At 59.8% G+C, this 20,408-nt stretch carries 16 protein-coding genes and 2 tRNA genes; 11 read left to right on the plus strand and 7 right to left on the minus strand.

All coding sequences use genetic code 11. From position 1 onward, the window contains the following. Positions 1-470 precede the first annotated feature (470 nt). Positions 471-1,979, plus strand: coding sequence for a wax ester/triacylglycerol synthase family O-acyltransferase (locus tag GPL81_RS13005; protein WP_160107040.1), 1,509 nt, complete (start codon positions 471-473; stop codon positions 1,977-1,979). Between the two features lie 53 nt (positions 1,980-2,032). Further along, on the plus strand, positions 2,033-3,469 hold the full coding sequence (locus GPL81_RS13010) for a DUF3336 domain-containing protein (protein ID WP_218585645.1): 1,437 nt from the start codon (positions 2,033-2,035) through the stop codon (positions 3,467-3,469). Positions 3,470-3,558: 89 nt separating this feature from the next. Here the strand turns inward: GPL81_RS13010 and GPL81_RS13015 are convergent, their stop codons facing one another. The 7 genes from GPL81_RS13015 to GPL81_RS13045 all read right to left on the minus strand — a co-directional run bounded on the left by GPL81_RS13015 (position 3,559) and on the right by GPL81_RS13045 (position 8,216). Next, positions 3,559-4,041 carry a hypothetical protein gene (locus GPL81_RS13015; protein WP_160107042.1) on the minus strand — a complete coding sequence of 161 codons (483 nt, stop codon included), beginning with the start codon at positions 4,039-4,041 and terminating at the stop codon, positions 3,559-3,561. Positions 4,042-4,325: 284 nt separating this feature from the next. Beyond that, positions 4,326-4,399 (minus strand) — tRNA-Cys (locus GPL81_RS13020). A 46-nt stretch (positions 4,400-4,445) separates the two neighbouring features. Next, a tRNA-Gly gene (locus GPL81_RS13025) sits at positions 4,446-4,521 on the minus strand. A 63-nt stretch (positions 4,522-4,584) separates the two neighbouring features. Then, the gene (gene pgsA / locus GPL81_RS13030; protein WP_060540641.1) at positions 4,585-5,145 is read right to left on the minus strand and encodes a CDP-diacylglycerol--glycerol-3-phosphate 3-phosphatidyltransferase; all 561 of its coding nucleotides are present in this window, start codon (positions 5,143-5,145) and stop codon (positions 4,585-4,587) included. Positions 5,146-5,177: 32 nt separating this feature from the next. Then, positions 5,178-7,001, minus strand: coding sequence for an excinuclease ABC subunit UvrC (gene uvrC, locus GPL81_RS13035; protein WP_160107043.1), 1,824 nt, complete (start codon positions 6,999-7,001; stop codon positions 5,178-5,180). 2 nt (positions 7,002-7,003) lie between these two features. Continuing rightward, complete coding sequence (gene gacA, locus GPL81_RS13040) at positions 7,004-7,645, minus strand: response regulator transcription factor GacA (RefSeq protein ID WP_008015884.1); 642 nt, start codon at positions 7,643-7,645, stop codon at positions 7,004-7,006. Between the two features lie 127 nt (positions 7,646-7,772). Next, complete coding sequence (locus tag GPL81_RS13045; RefSeq protein ID WP_160107044.1) at positions 7,773-8,216, minus strand: GNAT family N-acetyltransferase; 444 nt, start codon at positions 8,214-8,216, stop codon at positions 7,773-7,775. Positions 8,217-8,836: 620 nt separating this feature from the next. Here GPL81_RS13045 and GPL81_RS13050 point away from each other — a divergent pair. The 9 genes from GPL81_RS13050 to GPL81_RS13090 all read left to right on the plus strand — a co-directional run bounded on the left by GPL81_RS13050 (position 8,837) and on the right by GPL81_RS13090 (position 20,407). Next, complete coding sequence (locus tag GPL81_RS13050; RefSeq protein ID WP_160107045.1) at positions 8,837-9,904, plus strand: 3-deoxy-7-phosphoheptulonate synthase; 1,068 nt, start codon at positions 8,837-8,839, stop codon at positions 9,902-9,904. Positions 9,905-10,143: 239 nt separating this feature from the next. Continuing rightward, entirely contained in the window at positions 10,144-11,025 is an 882-nt protein-coding gene (locus GPL81_RS13055; protein ID WP_160107046.1) for an esterase/lipase family protein, read from the plus strand. A gap of 132 nt (positions 11,026-11,157) precedes the next feature. Further along, positions 11,158-11,490, plus strand: coding sequence for a peptidylprolyl isomerase (locus GPL81_RS13060; RefSeq protein ID WP_425502573.1), 333 nt, complete (start codon positions 11,158-11,160; stop codon positions 11,488-11,490). 135 nt (positions 11,491-11,625) lie between these two features. Further along, complete coding sequence (locus tag GPL81_RS13065; protein ID WP_160107047.1) at positions 11,626-13,494, plus strand: extracellular solute-binding protein; 1,869 nt, start codon at positions 11,626-11,628, stop codon at positions 13,492-13,494. Continuing rightward, positions 13,494-14,555 (plus strand): microcin C ABC transporter permease YejB, encoded by a 1,062-nt coding sequence (locus GPL81_RS13070; RefSeq protein WP_160107048.1) that lies wholly within the window; start codon positions 13,494-13,496, stop codon positions 14,553-14,555. The genes GPL81_RS13065 and GPL81_RS13070 overlap by 1 nt, the downstream gene beginning before the upstream one ends. Continuing rightward, the gene (locus tag GPL81_RS13075) at positions 14,555-15,577 is read left to right on the plus strand and encodes an ABC transporter permease (RefSeq protein ID WP_160107049.1); all 1,023 of its coding nucleotides are present in this window, start codon (positions 14,555-14,557) and stop codon (positions 15,575-15,577) included. The genes GPL81_RS13070 and GPL81_RS13075 overlap by 1 nt, the downstream gene beginning before the upstream one ends. Before the next feature lie 29 nt (positions 15,578-15,606). Further along, a complete protein-coding gene (locus GPL81_RS13080; RefSeq protein ID WP_160107050.1) occupies positions 15,607-17,184 on the plus strand; it encodes an ABC transporter ATP-binding protein in 1,578 nt (525 codons plus the stop codon). Positions 17,185-17,309: 125 nt separating this feature from the next. After that, positions 17,310-18,725: a sigma-54 interaction domain-containing protein gene (locus tag GPL81_RS13085; RefSeq protein ID WP_160107051.1), complete on the plus strand. Its 1,416-nt coding sequence runs from the start codon at positions 17,310-17,312 to the stop codon at positions 18,723-18,725. A 290-nt stretch (positions 18,726-19,015) separates the two neighbouring features. Next, complete coding sequence (locus GPL81_RS13090; RefSeq protein ID WP_096511852.1) at positions 19,016-20,407, plus strand: GntP family permease; 1,392 nt, start codon at positions 19,016-19,018, stop codon at positions 20,405-20,407. Position 20,408 lies beyond the last annotated feature (1 nt).

Here is a 20,408-nt window from a genome sequence, read left to right on the forward strand (position 1 = left end):
AAGATCGGCATCGAATCGGCGACGGTTTTTTTGCAATCTCTCTATAAATCCCTGTCTTTCAATAGCTTAGCGCTACCTCCTCGACTCAGGCGCGGTGGCTGCACCTTTACCATCCGGTTACCGCTTTCCCAACCCTCGCAGCAGCCCAGTGAGCAACCGGTCATTTCGGAACAGGGACGTCTCGTGGGTCAGAAAGTGCTGCTGGTGGATGACTCCAGAGACGTCATATTCCCCCCTCGTGCCGAGGGGGATCCTCCATCCTTGGAGCCAGCAGAATCAACGTGAGCCTATCGCTCAACCGACGGGTCCTGAGGACGCCAGAACGGGTGGGTGCGAGCCAGGACCTCGGCACTGAAAAAGACGCTTTCACAACGCTCTGCCGTCTGCGCGCGCTCCCACTCCGCTGTCGAGATACAGGGACGTTCCACCAACATCTTCGTTGGCAATCGCGCCATTGGAGCAAGCAAGTCATGAAACAACTGACCCCGCTGGACGCCCAGTTTTTCTATTCCGATGCCCCCCATCAACCCATGGTGATTGGCAGCCTGTGGATCTGCGACCAGCGCAGCGCGCCGAATGGACTGGTTCGGCACAAAGACATCATTGGCTATTTCAGCAGCCGGCTGAGCAGTACTTCACTGTTCCGCCGGCGCCTGCAGCACGCCCCGTTCCGGCTGGACGATCCGTACTGGGTGGAGGACAAGAATTTCGACCTGGAGTATCACATCCGTCACGTCGGTCTGCCGCAACCCGGCGACTGGCGCCAGTTGTGCATCTTCACCGCACGCGCCATGTCGCGCACCCTGGATATGGAACGCGCGCCCTGGGAGCTGACCATCATCGAGGGCCTGAACAATATCGAAGGCGTGCCGCCGGGCAGCTTCGCCCTGCTGTTGCGCTTCCATCACTCCTACATCGATGGCAAGGCCGGCGTCGAGATCAATAACCTGTTGATGAGTGATCAGCCGGAATTCGACGAGAACACCTACCGTCAGCCCTTTGGCGAGCGCATGCCGAGCCGCGCACAAATGTGGGCCAGGACCGTACCGCGCCTGGCGACCCAACCTTTGCGCAGCCTGCGCGCCAGTGTCGGCATGAGCAAAGCGAGCCTGCGTTTGATCCGCAGGATGCGCGGCGAGGACAGACCCACGCAGAAACGCATTCCCACAACACTGTTCAATACTCAGGTGTCCCCGCACCGAACGTTCGGCGGGCTGTCGTGGAAGATCAGCGAGCTCAAGCAGGTGCGCCGCTGCGCCGAGGGAGCCACGCTGAATGACGTCATCATCGCCATCATTGGTGGCGGACTGCGCCACTACCTGCAGCGCCGCGAGGCATTGCCGGACATCGAATCACTGGTCGCGCTGTGCCCGGTGGCAATGCCGCCCGATCAGGACCAGCGCCAGACCGGCAACCTGCTCTCCGGCATGCTGATCGGCGTCGGCACCGATATCGAGGACCCTGTCGAGCGATTGCAGGCGATTCTCGAACGCACGCGATCAGGCACCGGGCTGGCGCGGGATGTGGTGCATGAACTGATCGTTTGCGCAGGTGATCTGGTTCCGGCTCCGATGCGCATGCTCGGCGGCTGGATGGGGACTCAACTGCGCTATACCGGCAAGTACCACCTGGCAAACACCCTGATTACCAACGTGCCCGGCCCCACCGGCGGCACCGACCGCAAATACGTTGCCGGTGCCGAACTACTGGCGCTGTACCCGATTCCCCCGGTGTTCGACGGCATGGCGCTGTGTCATGGCATCACCAGCCTCTACGGCGAACTCATTCTCGGCGTGGTCAGCGATCGCAACGTATTGCCCGACATGGACGTGTACATCGACTGTATCCAGCAATCTACCGAGCAATACCTGGCCCTGGCACGCCAGTCAGCGCAATCGCCGGCTCCCAAGGTTGGTCCGCAGTCATCGCGCAAACGGGCGCCCGCCGCGACATCCAGCACCGAGGAGCCCTCCCCATGACCGGCGCCACCCACGACTCGCCCAATCGCCCAGGCGCAATAGAGAGAATCAACATGTTCCGGTCCAAGACACCCACTGCTCAATTGCGGGCAAAAATGGAGCGTGCCCAGAACTACGAGGAGTGGGCCAAACACGCCGGCGCACTGGATCAGCAGAGCGGCATGGACGACTGGCGCGAAAATGAAGTCTGCAATGACTATGACTACCGCACGGTGCGCCAACGAATGGAGCGACTGCGCGGCCTGCGCACCACCGGCGCCTGGACTCATCTGATGTTCACCCTCAACGAGGGCATCCATGGCAATCTGGCCGGGATGGGCAAGGCAACCCTGTACAGCCATGCTCACATGGGCACCAAGCATCTGATCCACCAGTACATCGAAGAAGTCTGCCTGTCCCTGGAGGCCATTGATGACCTTGGCGATGAGGTGATTTCGCTGGAGGAACGCCGGGACTTCTTCGTTCGCGCCAGCCACTGCTTCGGTCGTTCGGCACTGATGCTCAGCGGTGGCGCTATGCTCGGTTACTTTCACGTGGGGGTGCTCAAGGCGCTCCTTGAACAGGACCTGTTGCCGAGGATCATTTCCGGCTCCAGTGCCGGCTCGCTGGTAGCGGCCATCGTCTGCACGCACCGCCCCGATGAATTGCTCGATCACCTGCAACCCGAACGGCTGACCATGACGTTCGACAACACCGCAGCTAAGCGACGCTCACGCTTGCCTTCGGTCCTGCAAGCCGAGGATATCGCCCGCTATGTGCAACGCCTGATTCCAGACCTGACCTTTGCCGAAGCCTACACAGTCAGCGGGCGTCACCTGAACATAACGGTGACGGGGCTCGAGCCGCAGCAGGCTCCACGCCTGTTGAATGCCATTACCGCGCCCAATGTGCTGATCCGTTCGGCCATTCAGGCCTCGGGGGCCGTCATGGGCATCTTCCCGCCGGTCACCCTGCAAGCAAAGGATGCCGCCGGCCAGCAAGTGCCGTACCTGCCGGAACAACGCTGGATCGACGGTTCCTTTATTGATGATCTTCCTGCCAAGCGCCTGGGGCGGCTGTATGGCGTCAACCACTTCATTTCCAGCATGGCCAATCCGGCGGCGTTGCTTTTCACACCTAACCCCAATGCCCATCCCGGCCTGTTTAAAATCGCAGTGGAGCAACAGATTCGCCTGGGCAAAGGTATCGCCACCCACCTGCTGCGCCTGTGCAGGAATCATCTACGCATCCGCAATCCCACCCTGGCCCGCTGGCAGCATCTTGGTTACAACATGCTGGTGCAGGACTACACCGCCGATATCAACATCTTTGTCAGCAAACGCTGGCACAGCCCGCTCAAACTGCTGTCGCCGTTACCTCTGCCCCAGATGCGACAACGGGTGCATGAAGGTGAACAGGCGACTTGGGAGCGTATGGAAATGGTGCGCAGTTGCACCGCAATCAGCAGAACCCTGGATCAAATCCTGACCCGCCGTGGGTGGCATGGCTGATCGCCTGTGCGCGGCCCATTCACATTCCACGACTTGAAGGACAGTGGTCGACCCGGCAGCGCTCTGCCGGGGCGGCCGCTGCGGGCTAACTACGACTTCATAGCCAACGACATCGTCTTGAGCACCTGGTCAGGACTCAATTCAGCCTGCTTTATGGCCTTAGCGAGTGCTGTGTTTGCAGTGATCAATCCCGCATTGAGGCCTGATATCGCCGCTTGTAGCGAACCCACTTTGGCTTTCACCTCTTCGGGGCTCAAACGGTTATCTGCCATCACCGCCTGCATTTGAGCCAATTTCTCAGCGATCTGCTGCTGCAGTTTGCGGATCATTTTCAAAATATGCTGAATGTCATTCGGCAATCCGCTTTCTTCGATATCACGGTTTTTACCGCTGGGGCCGGAAGCTTTCTGAATGCCAGCGCCGGACAGGGACACCTTGATGCCTTCTGTTGCCGCAGGGGGTGTTAACGCCGATGGCGTTACCTTTGAATCATCGCCCTTTTCTGCTTTGGTGAGATTCAACATCGAAGCCAGCCCGCTATTCCCTGAGGCAAGCGTATCTATGGTGGACATTCAGGGCACTCCTTGCTGTTGATCGGATACCGGGTTATCGGCCGTCGGGGCAAGAGGTTGACGGGTGCGAGGAAAACTCAGGCTTCCCTTAAAAATCCACGCCCCCTGGAAATGATCCATTGCAGGAGCGATCTTGCTCGCGAAAGTCGTTAGCGATGCCCCGTGTTTACTGACTAAACGCAGCGCACTTGAGTCCATCGCGAGCAAGCTCGCTCCTACAGAACTCACTTTTTCACAGGCAATAAAAAACCCCGTAGATCATCGATCTACGGGGTTGTTTATAGTGGAGGCCGAGGTCGGAATCGAACCGGCGTAGGCGGATTTGCAATCCGCTGCATAACCATTTTGCTACTCGGCCTCAAAACATTTGCTGTCAGTAGCGCGACATCAAATGTGTGCAAACTTGGAGCGGGAAACGAGACTCGAACTCGCGACCCCGACCTTGGCAAGGTCGTGCTCTACCAACTGAGCTATTCCCGCGTCTTGGTGTGGCGCATTCTATAGAATCCAGAAGCCCCGTCAACCCTTTGATTCAAAAAAGTTTTATTTCTTTTCAACGTCGGTCTTCAGATGCGGCCAGGCAGCCCGCAAGTATTGGACCATGGACCACAACGTCAGGCCTGCGGACACCATCAGCAAGGTATAACCCAACAATACCCAGAAGCTGAAATCCGACGGATTGGCCAGCAGGATCACCAGCGCCAGCATCTGAGCGGCGGTTTTCCATTTGCCCAGGTTCGACACGGCCACATGGGCACGGGCGCCGAGTTCGGCCATCCATTCACGCAAGGCGGAGACCACGATCTCGCGACCGATGATGACGGCAGCCGGCAGCGTGAGCCACAGGTTCCCGTGTTCCTGCACCAGCAGTACCAGTGCAACGGCAACCATCAACTTGTCGGCAACCGGATCGAGAAAAGCCCCGAACGGTGTGCTTTGCTCCAGACGGCGGGCCAGATACCCGTCCAGCCAGTCCGTGGCAGCGGCAAATGCGAAGACCGAGGCTGACGCCAGGTAGCTCCATTGGTAAGGCAGGTAGAACAGTAAAATGAAGATCGGTATGAGCAGGACGCGTAGAACGGTAATCAGATTAGGGATATTCATCGGCACAACTGGCTACGAGGTGAGGTGGCATTCTACTCGCTGTGCAGATTTGCATAAATCAACTCTGCGAGCTTTTTACTGATCCCGGGTGCTTTGGCGATCTCTTCGATGCTGGCACGAGACAGCTCCTGCAATCCACCAAAATGTTTCAACAAATCGCGCCGACGTGTCGGCCCGACACCGGCAATGCCTTCAAGCGTAGAGGTTCGACGGGTTTTGCCGCGTCGGGCGCGGTGCCCGGTAATGGCGAAGCGGTGAGCTTCGTCACGAATCTGCTGGATCAAATGCAGCGCGGGGGAATCACCGCGTAAAGTGAACTCATGGGCGGCGTCATTGAGGTACAGGGTTTCAAAACCGGCCTTGCGCGTCGCCCCCTTGGCCACGCCAAGGAGGATCAGATCCGGTACCGCCAGTTCATTGAGCACGTCGCGGGCCATGGACAACTGCCCCTTGCCGCCATCCACCAGCAGGATGTCCGGCAGCTTGCCCTCCCCGTCCTTCAACTTGCTGAAACGCCGGGTCAGCGCCTGATGCATCGCCGCATAGTCGTCCCCGGCCGTCACGCCTTCGATGTTGTAGCGACGGTAGTCGGACTTGATCGGACCTTCAGGGCCGAACACCACACAGGACGCCACGGTCGCCTCGCCGCTGGAGTGACTGATGTCGTAGCACTCGAGGCGCTGTGGCGGTTCGTCCAGCTTCAGCACGTCGGCCAGCGCATCGAAGCGTGCCGTGATGTGCTGACGATTCGCCAGGCGCGCACCCAGTGCCTGCTCGGCATTGGTCACCGCCAGTTGCTGCCAGCGTGCTCGCGTGCCGCGCACCCGGTGACTGATGGTCAATTCGCGACCACGCAGCTCGTCGATGGCGGCAATCAGGGTCGGGAAATCTTCGTGGACCACGTTGACGATCAGCTCGCTGGGCAAGTCGCGCTCAGGACTGCTGATGAAGTACTGGCCAAGAAACGCCGCCATGACTTCGGAAACGTCCTCCTCGATACCGACTTGCGGGAAGAAGTTCTTGCTTCCCAGCACCCGCCCACCGCGCACGCTGATCAAGTGGACGCAGGCACCGCCCGGGTTGACGAACGCCGCGATCACATCGACATCCCCCGTCCCGCCTTCCATGCTCTGCTGGTCCTGAACCCGCCGCAGCAGCGAGATCTGATCCCGCAATTCGGCGGCACGCTCGAACTCCAGGTTGACCGCGGCCTCTTCCATGGCAGCCGACAACTCATCGGTCAGCGCGTTGCTGCGACCTTCGAGGAACATCACCGAGCGCCGCACGTCTTCGGCATAAACCTCGGGTTCCACAAGACCGACACAAGGCGCCTTGCAACGCTTGATCTGGTATTGAAGGCAAGGTCGTGTACGGTTCTTGTAATAGCTGTCTTCGCACTGGCGAACGAAAAACGTCTTTTGCAGCAGGCTCAGGCTTTCACGAATCGCACCGGCGCTGGGATAAGGACCGAAATACTTGCCCTTGGCCTTTTTCGCGCCGCGATGAATGCTCAAGCGCGGGAACTGGCCATCGGACAGAAACACATAGGGATAGGATTTGTCGTCCCGCAACAGGATGTTGTACGGCGGACGCCATTCCTTGATCAGCGTCTGTTCAAGCAGCAGCGCTTCGGTTTCATTGGCCGTGATGGTCGTTTCGACCTGCGCGATACGTGCCACCAGCGCGGCGGTCTTGGGTGCCAGGCCGGTTTTGCGGAAGTAACTCGACAGGCGATTCTTGAGGTTCTTGGCCTTGCCGACATACAGCAGGCGTGCGTCGCTGTCGAACATGCGATACACACCGGGGCGCCCACTGACGGTTGAGAGAAAGGCACCTGGATCGAAGGTATCAGTCATTTTCAGAGGCTGGCATCAACCATGCCGTGACGAACCGCCAGCAGCGTCAACTCGACATCACTGCTGATCGAAAGCTTTTCGAAAATTCGGTAACGGTAGGTGTTCACGGTTTTTGGCGACAGGCACAGTTTGTCGGAAATGATCTGGACCTTCTGGCACCCGACAATCATCAACGCAATCTGGATTTCCCGCTCAGACAAGGCGTCGAAAGGCGAGTCATTGGTCGGCTGGAAGGACTTGATTGCCAGTTGCTGGGCAATCTGCGGACTGATGTAGCGCTGCCCGGCGAACACCAGGCGGATGGCCTGGACCATTTCCGGCAACCCCGCACCCTTGGTCAGGTATCCCGCTGCACCGGCTTGCAACAATCGAGTCGGAAACGGATCTTCCTCACACACCGTTACCGCGACGACTTTGATATCAGGATGACTGCGCAACAGTTTTCGAGTGGCTTCGAGACCGCCGATCCCCGGCATCTTGACGTCCATCAAGACCACATCGGGTTTAAGCTCACGCGCCTTGAGCAGGGACTCTTCCCCCGATTCCGCCTGGCCGACCACTTGCAGGCCATCGATGTCAGCCAGCATTCGTGTAATGCCTGTACGAACGAGATCATGGTCATCGACCACTAGCACCCTAATCAAGCAGACACCCCGCGATATGGTCTTATTGAGTTGCCGACACCTTAGCAAAAAAGCTTCAGGCAGACCTAGCGGAAAGCGTCAGATAAAAAGTTTCGATTTACTTTGAAACCCCGGTGGCAAGCGTGTTTCAGCGATGCGACCCATCGGTGTCGCGTTGCATTCGCAGAAAACACGCGTCCGTCCCCACTACCCGCAATCCCTTTCTTTCATATAACGCCCGCGCCGGATTGTTTTCAAAAACCGTCAAACGCAGTGCCGGGCGTCCCTCCAGGCAAGCCATGGCAAAAATCTGATCGATCGCCCAGGATCCGGCACCCTGCCGACGAAATGCCTCGGCGACCTGTAATTCGCGGATGTACAACGCCCTGGCGTCTCGACTCAAACTGACATACCCCACCGGACGCTCGCCACAGACAATCAAGCGGTTTTCACGCCCCGCCCAGGCAACATCGAACGCCTCGTCCTGCCACAGCAGACCGTGCTGGATGTAATAGCGCAGCATGTTCCGGCAGGTCAGCTCACGGGCAAAATCAAGTTCGCGGTCAGTGGCGGCATGCCATTCAAATTCCATTTCGCCTCGATTGTTGTTTGCGGGAGCAAGAAGTGTGTCACAACCGCCGGGCCGCTCAAGCGATAGAAAACGCCATCAATGCCCGATAGCATATTCTGATTGAATCCTCGTGCCGGGCTCTAGTAAGCTCGGCGCATCCATCGGAGACGCATCATGTTCAACGCCCTCTCACAGCTTCGTACCGCCAGCGCCCTGCGCTCGGTTGCGGCTGCCCCGGCGAACGACACTTGTGCTCCGGTCAGCTTTTATTTTGGGTATTGGTTTAGCCACTGGCGCGCCTGATACCCACACGGCGCCCACTTTGAACGGGTCGCCACCAGAGAATTCTCAACCCCCGGTCGGCCTCCCGACCGGGGGTTTTGTTTTTTCAGCCCTGAACAATTTTTAGCGACACACCAGACATACAGAGGATCAAGCACATGAACTACGCCACTTATTACCGTTACGACAGTTTTACCGCCTGGCGATTTACCACCCTCCGCTCGGGACAGCCTGCCGCCTCCGATCGGTCACCCACAGGTGGCAAGCACACGCACGCAGCCAATTTGGCCAATTGTCGAACACCCCAGTAGGGCCGAGCGCGCGGGAGCGAACCCGCCGCCAGCCCAGGAAGCCTGAATATGAACTCGTCCGTTTCTGCTCTGCCGCTGTCCACCCTGAGCCCTGCCAATGAAGCACTGACCCTGCGTCTGCCCAGCTCATTGCAACTCAAACAGCAATTGCCGCTCACCAACGCCTTGAGCCAACAAGTCGCCGCCCACCGCCAGGCGGTTCGCGCGATCCTCAACGGTGAAGATTCCCGCCTGCTGGTCATCGTCGGGCCCTGCTCGATTCACGACCCCAAATCTGCCCTCGAATACGCCGGCAATCTGGCCCGCCTGTCCGCCGAAGTCAGCGACACAATGCTGCTGGTGATGCGCGCCTACATTGAAAAACCCCGCACCACGGTTGGCTGGAAAGGTCTGGCCTACGATCCGCACCTGGATGGCAGCGATGACATGGCCGGTGGCCTGACCCTGTCGCGCGAGCTGATGCGCGAAATGCTCCTGCTGGGCTTGCCGGTGGCAACTGAACTGCTGCAACCCATGGCCGCCGGTTACTTCGACGATCTGCTCAGTTGGGTGGCCATCGGTGCCCGCACCACCGAATCGCAAATCCATCGGGAGATGGCCAGTGGCCTCTGCATGCCGGTCGGATTCAAGAACGGCACCGATGGCGGTGTCGCGGTGGCCAGCGACGCGATGCGCTCGGCCGCCCATCCGCATCGCCATTTCGGTGTGGATAGCCAGGGACACCCGGCGATCATCCAGACCCCGGGCAATGCCGACACCCACCTGGTATTGCGCGGCGGGCATCACGGACCCAACTACGACCGCGCCAGTGTGGCCAGGGTACACAGCGACTTGACCCGTCTGAAGATCCCGGCGCGCATCATGGTTGACTGCAGCCACGCCAACAGCGGTAAAGATCCGCTGCGCCAGCCGGCGGTGTTCAATGACGTGCTTGAACAACGCCTGCAGGGCGACCGCTCACTGATCGGCATGATGATCGAAAGTCATTTGTTCGAGGGCTGCCAGCCGCTGGGCTCTGCACTGAAGTATGGGGTGTCGATTACTGATGGTTGCCTGGGCTGGAGCGGGACGGAAGATCTATTGCGCGAGGCCGCAAAACGGCTTCGCACACTGTAGGACCGAGCTTGCTCGCGAAAAACGTCTGGACAACGCCATCATTCAGATTGAGCGCGTTATCGTTGGCGAACATCGCGAGCAAGCTCGCTCCCACAGGGTATGCGTACACCCGCGTTTTCAGCGTTGCCCTATTCCGTTTTCGCCAGATAACCGCGTCTTTTTCATACATCCCGCCACGTCCGAGTGTTTTAGAGTGAGGCCCGAAGCTCCTCCCTGACCGCTGAAAAAAGGACAAAAACATGCAAAGGAATGCAGACACTCACTATCCCATCCTTCTCGTTCATGGGCTCTTCGGCTTTGACCGGATCGGCACCTTCGAACTCTTCCATGACATTAAACAAGCGCTCAGAAACGCTGGCGCGAGAGTCTTTGTGCCACACCTGTCCGCCACCCACAGCAACGAAGTACGGGGCGACCAACTGCTGGCGCAGATGAAACGGGTTTTGCAAGGTACGGGCGCGAGCAAAGTCAACCTGATCGGACACAGCCAAGGGGCACTGGCCGCTCGCTATGCAGCAGCGGTAGCCTCTCATCGGGTGGCTTCGGTGACGTCCGTCAGTGGACCGAACCACGGCTCGGAGCTGGCGGACTTCCTGCGCAAGGCTCTCACGCCCGGTCACCTGCCGGAACAGATCGCCGAGACGGTCGCGACCCTGTTTGCCGATTTTTTGTCATCACTCAGTGGCAAGCGCGGCCTGGCGCAAGATGCCATCGCCGCACTGAATGCCCTTACCACGGAGGGTGTAGGCGTATTCAACGACAAGTATCCACAAGGGCTACCGAAAACCTGGGGTGGCAAGGGCTGCGAACAGGTCAATGGCGTGCGCTATTACTCCTGGAGTGGCGTCTTGCCGGAAAGCGCCCTGTCCGACGGCTTCCATTTGCTTGATCCGTTGCACGGATTCTTGCGGGCCTTTTCCCGATATTTCATCACCGAAGCCCGGCAGAACGATGGCATGGTCGGCCGCTTCAGTTCCCATCTGGGGACCGTCATCCGTTCCGACTATCCCCTCGATCATCTGGACACCCTGCGCCAGACCGGTGCTCCAGCGGCGAACTCTATCGACCCGATCGACCTGTACGTGCAGCACGCCGAACGCCTGAAAACAGCCGGTCTTTGATCGTGATACGGGTCATTTGCAGGCGCCGGGCTTGCTCACGATGGACATCAGCAATACCGCTGCCTGTCTGAATGCCCGCATTGCCCAAGCATTTTTCGCGAGCAAGCTCGCTCCTACAGGAGAAATAGCTCGCTGAATCCGGTAGGCTCAGCACTTTACCGAACATTGAAGGAGTATTTTCCCATGGCTAAAGCCACTGCCCGCCACATCCTCGTTGCCAGCGAAGCCAAATGCAACGAACTCAAGGCTCAAATCGAGGCTGGGGCAGACTTCGCCGAAGTCGCCAAAGCCAACTCCACTTGCCCTTCCAGCCGCCAGGGCGGTGACCTGGGTTCGTTCGGTCCGGGCCAGATGGTCAAGGAATTCGACACCGTGGTTTTCAGCGCACCGATCAACGTCGTGCAAGGCCCGGTGAAGACCCAGTTCGGCTACCACCTGCTGGAAGTGACCAGCCGTCAGGACTGATCGACGCCTGGCTTTGCTCCACAACGGCCCGCCTATTGGTGGGCCGTTGTGTTTCCAATACGTAATTCGGCTGGCGAGGGACGCGCCGCTAGCGTACAAATTGTCGTTAACGACCACCCGGCTCTAAGGCTGACAATGCGACCGGCTTTCCCTATTGTGCTATTCACTGTCGTGGCCCTGTTACTGGGCGCCGCCGGTGTGAACGCTGCACCGCAACATGCGCTGACCGTCTACGGCGAACCGGCCAAATACCCGGCGGGCTTCAGTCACTTCGCCTACACCAATCCGCAGGCCCCCAAGGGTGGCACGATGCGTCGCTCGGCGATCGAAATCGGGCATTTCGACCATGTGTTGCCGTACATCGACAAAGGCATTGGCGTCACGCAGATCGACGGCTTGCTCTATTCACCCCTGGCCCAGCGCTCGATGGACGAGCCTTACACCGTGTATGGCCTGGTGGCACAGCAGATGGAACGCTCCGATGACGGGCTGTCCCTGCGTTTTTACCTCAACCCCAACGCACGCTTTGCCGATGGCAAGCCCATCACTGCCGAAGACGTGCGCTACACCTTCGACCTGTTGATGACCCAAGGCAGCCTGCGTTATCGCACGCAATTCGCCGACGTCAAAGGCGTCGAAGTGGAGTCGCCACTGACCGTGCGCTTCGACTTCAAGAACAACGAAAACCGCACCCTGCCCCTGGACATCGCCACCCTGCCGGTATTTCCCGAGCACTGGTGGAAGACCCGCGATTTCGCTGGCGGTGGCGGTTACGAACCACCGCTGGGCAGCGGACCGTACAAGGTGGGCAAGGTCGATTCCGGGCGCAGCATCACCTTCGAACGTAACCCCGACTGGTGGGGCAAGGATTTGCCGGTCAGTCGCGGCCTCTACAATTTCGATCATTTCAGCATCGAGTACTTCGGCGATACCGACGTTGCCCGCCAGGTGCTGCGCGGCGGCGCCTACGACTACAACCGTGAGTTTTCCGCCACCGGCTACTCCATCGGCTATGAAAGCCCGGCCCTGAGCGACGGTCGCCTGCAAAAAGCCCACCTGGCAACACAAGCCCCGCAACCGAGCCAGGGCTTTGTGTTCAACCTGCAAAATCCGATGTTCCAGGATCGGCGGGTGCGTCAGGCGTTGGTCATGCTCTGGGATTTCGAATGGAGCAACCGGCAGATGATGCGCAACCTGTATATCCGCCAGCAGAGTTTTTTTTCCAACACCGAACTCGCTGCCCGGCAATTGCCGGATGCCGGCGAACTGGCGATTCTCGAACCCTTGCGCGGGCAGATCCCCGACGAAGTCTTCACCCAAGTGTTCGAGGCGCCGAAAACCGATGGCAGCGGCCTGATTCGCGACAAGCAATTGCAGGCCCTGGACCTGCTCGAACAGGCCGGCTGGAAACCCGATGGCGATCAACTGGTCAACGCCGACGGTGAGCCGCTGAGCTTCACCTTCCTGGTCAGCCAGAACGGCATGGACCGCTTGCTGCTGCCGTACAAGCGCACCCTGAAACAGATTGGTATCGACCTCAACATCCGTCGCATCGATGCCTCCCAATATGTCAACCGCCTGATGAGCCGCGACTACGACATGATCGTCACCGGATACCCGGTCACCACCTCGCCCGGGGGCGAACTGCTCAACTATTTCGGCTCGGCCGCGGCCACCGATCCCGGCGCCAACAACTACATGGTCTTGAAGAACCCGGCGGTCGATACCCTGATCAACGGACTGGTGCGCGCCAACAACAAGGCCGACATGCTTCGCTACGCTCATGCGCTGGACCGGGTGCTGCAATGGAACTACTACTGGATTCCCAACTATTACCCGCCGGGAACGTCCACGGTGTGGTGGAACCGCTTCGGCATCCCGAACGTGCAGGCCAGCAATGACGAAGCCATCGAGAGCTGGTGGGAGGTGAGCACAACGCCCCTCACCAACCAGGAAATGACTGCCGAGCGCATTCGCCGTGGCAGACCCGGAGGGCCGCATTGATGTGGGCTTACATACTGCGGCGCCTGCTGCTGATCATTCCGACGCTGGTGATCATTCTCCTGGTCAACTTCGTCATCGTCCAGGCTGCGCCGGGCGGCCCGGTGGAACAGGCCATCGCCCATCTGCAAGGCATTGGCGGCGCCCCTGTCGGCGGTGGCTCCGGCGAATCCATGGCTACCACCTCCCGGGCCAGTCGCGGCCTCGATCCGCAGCTGATCAAGGACATCGAAAAACAGTACGGCTTCGACAAACCGGCCCACGAGCGGCTCTGGCTGATGCTTACCAGTTATGCGCGCCTGGACTTCGGCAAGAGCTTCTTCCGGGGCGCCACTGTCACCGACCTGATCCTGCAGAAAATGCCGGTGACCATTTCCCTCGGGCTCTGGGCGACGCTGATTACCTACCTGGTGTCGATCCCGCTGGGCATCCGCAAGGCGGTGCACCATGGCAGTCATTTCGATATCTGGAGCAGTACCGCGATCATCATTGGCTACGCGATGCCGGCGTTTCTTTTCGCGATGTTCCTGATCGTGGTGTTCGCTGGCGGCACTTCGCTGAACTGGTTCCCCGTACGCGGACTGGTTTCGGACAATTTCGAGTCGCTGTCGACCCTGGGCAAAGTGGTCGATTACTTCTGGCACCTGGTGCTGCCGGTGACGGCATTGGTGATTGGTGGTTTCGCCACCCTGACCATCCTGACCAAGAACTCGTTCCTCAATGAAATCACCCGGCAGTACGTGGTCACCGCCCGTGCCAAGGGGTTGAGTGAACGCCGGGTGCTGTATGGCCACGTGTTTCGCAATGCCATGTTGCTGGTGGTGTCGGGAATACCCCAGGCCTTTATCAGCGTGTTTTTTGCAGGCTCCCTGCTGATCGAAGTGATCTTTTCCCTCGATGGCCTGGGCCGCATGAGCTACGAGGCGGCGGTTTCACGGGACTATCCGGTGGTGTTCGGCTCGTTGTTCATCTTCACTCTGTTCGGCCTCCTGATAAAACTGGTGGGCGACCTGTGCTATGTCCTGGTCGACCCGCGCATCGACTTCGCCGCGAGGAATGCCTGATGTTCACGCTTTCGCCGCTGGGTCGTCGTCGCTTTGAACGCTTCAAGAAAAACCGCCGGGGCTGGTGGTCACTGTGGTTGTTTGTCGGCCTGTTCATACTGACCCTGGGGGGCGAGCTGATCGCCAACGACAAGCCGCTGATCGTCAGCTATCAGGGCCAGTGGTACTTCCCTGCCCTCAAGCGCCACACCGAACTGGAGTTCGGCGGGCAACTGCCGTTCCAGGCCGATTACCGCAGCGACTATGTGCAGCAACTGATCAAGAAGGACGGCGGCTGGCTGCTGTTCCCGCCGATCCCCTTCAGCGACGACACGCCAAACTACGACCTGAACAAACCGGCCCCGAGCCCGCCCTCGAACGTGAACTGGCTGGGCACCGACGACCAGGCGCGGGATGTGCTGGCCCGGGTGATCTTCGGAGCGCGGGTGTCGATTCTGTTTGCCTTGATGCTGACCTTCGTCAGCGCGCTGATCGGCATTGCCGCCGGCGCCCTGCAAGGCTATTACGGTGGCTGGGTCGACTTGTTCGGCCAGCGGCTGATGGAGGTCTGGTCGGGGCTGCCAGTGCTCTATCTGCTGATCATCCTGTCGGGTTTCGTCGAGCCGAATTTCTGGTGGTTGCTGGGGATCATGGCGCTGTTTTCCTGGCTGGCGCTGGTGGATGTGGTACGCGCCGAGTTCCTGCGCGGGCGCAATCTGGAATACGTCAAGGCGGCCCGGGCATTGGGCCTGAGCGATCGCAAGGTCATCGTCCGGCATATCCTGCCCAACGCCATGAACGCGACCTTGAGTTACCTGCCGTTCATTTTGACCGGGGCCATTTCGACCCTCACCGCGCTGGACTTCCTCGGTTTCGGCATGCCGGCCGGCAGCGCATCCCTGGGTGAACTGATCGGCCAGGGCAAGCAGAACCTGCAAGCGCCGTGGCTGGGGCTGACGGCGTTTTTCACCCTGGCGTTGATTCTTTCCCTGTTGGTGTTCATCGGCGAAGCCTTGCGCGACGCGTTTGACCCGCGATCTTGATTCCCGTTTTTGAGAGCCGGACTGCTGACATGAGTAACCTGATCGAAATCCGTGACCTCAGCGTGGCCTTCAGCGGCCAGACCGTGGTGCGCAATCTGTGCCTGGACATCCGCCCCGGCGAATGCCTGGCCTTGGTGGGCGAATCGGGCTCGGGCAAGTCGGTGACCGCCCACTCGATCCTGCAACTGCTGCCTGAAGGCGGGACCGAAACCACCGGCAGCATCCGTTATCGCGGCCTGGAGCTTGTCGGCGCCGACACCAAAAGACTGCGCCAGTTGCGCGGTAATCGCATCGCGATGATTTTCCAGGAGCCGATGACCTCCCTCAATCCGCTGCACAGCATCGAAAAGCAGATTGGCGAAACCTTGCTGGTGCACAAGGGCATGGCGGGCAAGGCGGCGCAGGCGCGGATCCTTGAGTTGCTGCATCTGGTGGGCATCCAGAAACCCCAGGAGCGGCTCAAGGCTTATCCCCATCAATTGTCCGGCGGCCAGCGCCAACGGGTAATGATTGCCATGGCCCTGGCCTGCGAACCGGAGCTATTGATCGCCGACGAACCCACCACTGCCCTGGACGTCACGGTGCAGCGCAAGATTCTGCTGCTGCTCAAATCATTGCAACGACGGCTCGGCATGTCGCTGCTGTTGATCAGCCACGACCTCAACCTGGTGCGCAGCATCGCCCAGCGCGTCTGCGTAATGAAGGCCGGCGAAATCGTCGAGCAGGCTTCGTGCGAAACCATTTTTACCGAACCGGAACACCCGTACAGCCGCATCCTGCTCAACGCCGAGCCGGAAGGCGAAGCGTTGCCTCGTGACGAGCGCGAAAACGTGCTCGAAGTGGATAACCTGCGGGTGCAGTTTCCCTTAAGTGGCGGGTTGTTCCAGCGCAAGACTTACCTCAACGCCGTGGACGGCATCAGCCTGAATGTTCAACGCGGCAAGACCCTGGGCATTGTCGGCGAATCCGGTTCGGGCAAGTCCACGCTGGGCCAGGCGATCCTGCGCCTGCTCGACTCCGAAGGCGGCATTCGCTTCCAGGGTGAAGCGCTGGACAGCCTGACGCAGAAGCAGTTGCGGCCGTGGCGCAAGAAAATGCAGGTGGTGTTCCAGGACCCGTTTGGCAGCCTGAGCCCACGGATGTCCGTGGCACAAATCATCAGCGAAGGCCTGGAGGTGCATAGCCAAATGAGCATCGAGCAATGCAACGCCGAGGTGATACGGGCATTGCAGGAAGTCGGCCTCGACCCGCAAAGCCGCCATCGCTACCCACACGAATTCTCCGGCGGCCAGCGCCAACGCATCGCCATCGCCCGGGCGCTGGTATTGAAACCGGCGCTGATCCTGCTGGACGAGCCGACCTCAGCGCTGGACCGCACCGTGCAAAAGCAAGTAGTCGCCCTGCTCCGCCAGCTTCAGGAAAAACATGGCCTGACCTACTTGTTCATCAGCCATGACCTGTCAGTGGTTCGCGCACTCGCCCATGACATGATCGTGATCAAGGACGGCAAGGTGGTGGAAAGCGGCGCCAGCCACGAGGTGTTCGATTCCCCGCAGCATCCGTATACCAAGGAGCTGTTGGCGGCGGCGCATCAGGGGCAGGCATAATCCAAAAACGCGTCGCGGCCATCGCGGGCAAGCCTTGCTCCCACAGGCACGAGTTGCTTCTGTGGGAGCAAGGCTTGCCCGCGATGAGGCCAGCTCAAACACCACACATTCTGGACCTGAACCCCATGAACACCACCGAAAGCCTCAAGGACTACCAGCGCGTACGCCTGCTGGCGATCCGTTCGCTGTTCGAGATCATCGAGCAGTCGAGTGAAGGCACGGTGATCGTCGACCGCGATGCCAACATCGTCTGGATGAACGAGCGCTATGCCCGGCGCTTTGGCCTGTCATCAGCCGAGGGCGCCATCGGCAAGGCTTGCGAAAGCGTGATCCCCGGCAGCCTGTTGCGTGAGGTGGTGCGCACCGGCCGGCCGATTCTGCTCGACATGCAGGACACCCCAAAGGAACCGCTGGTGGTCATGCGCCTGCCGATTCACGACGACGCAGGCGAAGTGATCGGTGCCATCGGCTTTGCCCTGTTCGACGAATTGCGCAGTCTGTCGCCGATGCTCAAGCGCTACATGAGCATGCAGGAAGAGCTTGCTTCCACGCGCTCGCTGTTGCGGGCACGGCAGACCAAATACAACTTTGCCCACTTCATCGGCACCAGCGCCGCCAGCCTGGAAGTCAAACGTCGTGCCCGGCGCAGCGCCAGCACCGAATCACCGGTGCTGCTGCTCGGCGAAACCGGCACCGGCAAGGAATTGCTGGCGCAGGCGATCCACAATGCCTCGCCGCGTGCGCACAAGGCCTTTGTCAGTATCAACAGTGCGGCGATCCCCGAATCGCTATTGGAAGCCGAATTCTTCGGCACCGCCCCCGGCGCCTTTACCGGGGCCGACCGCAAGGGCCGCGCCGGCAAGTTGCAAATCGCCCAGGGCGGTACTTTGTTCCTCGACGAAATCGGCGACATGCCGCTGACGCTGCAAAGCAAGTTGCTGCGGGTGCTACAGGAAAAGGAATTCGAACCGGTCGGTTCCAATGATGTGATCCAGAGCGACGTACGCGTGATCGCCGCGACCTCTACCGATCTGGAAGCGGCGATCAAACGCGGCGAATTTCGCGCCGATCTGTATTACCGCCTCAACGTCCTGCCGATCCAGGTCCCCCCGCTGCGCGACCGCCTCGACGACCTGCCCGCCCTCAGCGAAGCGATCCTTGAAGAGTTGCGCAGCCAGCACGAACTCAACAGCGAAGCCCTGGAGTTGTTGAGCCAGCACGCCTGGCCGGGGAACATTCGCGAACTGCGCAACGTCCTGGAACGGGCGGCGCTGCTCGGTGACGACCTGCGGCTTTCGGCAGCGGATATCCGCGCGGCCATCGGGACGTTTACGCCGGTTCAACGCGTTGCGCCGTTGACCGTCGAACCTTTGGAGCATGAGACGTTCAGCGCGGCGCGGGAGCGTTTTGACCGCCAGTTGATCGAAAACGCCCTGGCGCAATGCGGGGGCAAGGTGATTGAAGCGGCAGCACGATTGGGGTTGGGGCGGTCGACGTTGTACAAGAAGATGGTGGCGTTGGGGATTGCAGAGTCTCAATAAAGAGACATGCATCTCTATTGGTAGATCTGGCCTCTTCGCGGGCAAGCCCGCTCCCACAGGGACCGCATTATTCTGGACGCGCCGAGGTACCTGTAGGAGCGGGCTTGCCCGCGAAAGGGCCAGTCCTGACAACGAAAGTCTCAGAACAGAGACAATACCGTTAAACCCAGCTCAAAACCATTCAATATATCTTTATATTTCAAACACTTACGCATCTGGCACGAAACTCGCTATAGCCCTCTCCTACACCGTTTCACCCTTACAAAAATAACAATCCCAGGAGACACACCATGAGTGTGATCATTGCCTTGGCAGCCCTCGCGCTGTTGATGCTGGCTGCTTACCGTGGCTACAGCGTTATCCTTTTTGCCCCGATTGCCGCCCTTGGCGCTGTTCTGCTGACCGACCCTTCCGCCGTCGCGCCCGCCTTCACCGGCGTGTTCATGGAGAAAATGGTCGGCTTCATCAAACTGTATTTCCCGGTGTTCCTGCTGGGTGCGGTGTTCGGCAAGCTGATCGAGTTGTCGGGTTTCTCGCGCTCCATCGTTGCCGCGGCGATTCGCTTGTTGGGCACCCGGCAGGCGATGCTGGTGATCGTGCTGGTCTGCGCCTTGCTCACCTATGGTGGCGTGTCGCTGTTTGTGGTAGTGTTCGCGGTCTATCCGTTTGCCGCTGAAATGTTCCGCCAGAGCAACATTCCCAAGCGCCTGATTCCGGCGACCATCGCCCTCGGTGCTTTCTCGTTCACCATGGACGCCCTGCCCGGCACCCCGCAGATCCAGAACATCATTCCCAGCACCTTCTTCAACACCACGGCTTGGGCGGCGCCCTGGCTGGGGGTGATCGGCACGATCTTCGTATTCTGCGCCGGCATGCTGTTTCTTCAGCGTCAGCGCAACAAGGCCCAGCGCGCCGGTGAAGGCTATGGCACTGACCTGCGCAATGAGCCGGAAACCGCGGCCGACATCAAGCTGCCCAACCCCTGGATCGCCCTGTCTCCGCTGTTGGCCGTGGGCCTCATGAACCTGCTGTTTACCCAGTGGATTCCGCAGTGGTACGGCAAGACCCACAGCCTGGCGCTGCCGGGCATGGCCGCACCAGTTACCACCGACATCGCCAAACTCACGGCGATCTGGGCGGTTCAGGCCGCACTGTTGGTGGGCATCCTCATGGTGCTCGCGTTCGGCTACAAGGCGATCAGCCGCAAACTGGCCGAAGGCAGCAAAAGTGCGGTCAGCGGTGCTTTGCTGGCGGCGATGAACACCGCCTCGGAATACGGTTTCGGCGCGGTGATCGCGTCCCTGCCGGGTTTCCTGGTGTTGGCCGACTGGCTCAAGAGCATTCCCAATCCGCTGGTCAATGAAGCGATTACCGTGACCTTGCTGGCCGGTATCACCGGTTCTGCGTCGGGCGGCATGAGCATCGCCCTGGCGGCGATGTCCGAGCAGTTCATCAGCGCCGCCCACGCCGCCAATATTCCGCTGGAGGTGCTGCACCGGGTGGCGGCGATGGCCAGTGGCGGCATGGACACCCTGCCGCACAACGGCGCGGTGATTACGTTGCTGGCGGTCACCGGGCTGACCCATCGCGAGGCTTACAAAGACATTTTTTGTATTACGCTGATCAAGACCCTGGCGGTTTTCGTGGTAATCGGCACTTTCTACGCCACTGGCATTGTGTGAG

Source organism: Pseudomonas izuensis (genome assembly GCF_009861505.1).
Lineage (GTDB): Bacteria > Pseudomonadota > Gammaproteobacteria > Pseudomonadales > Pseudomonadaceae > Aquipseudomonas > Aquipseudomonas izuensis.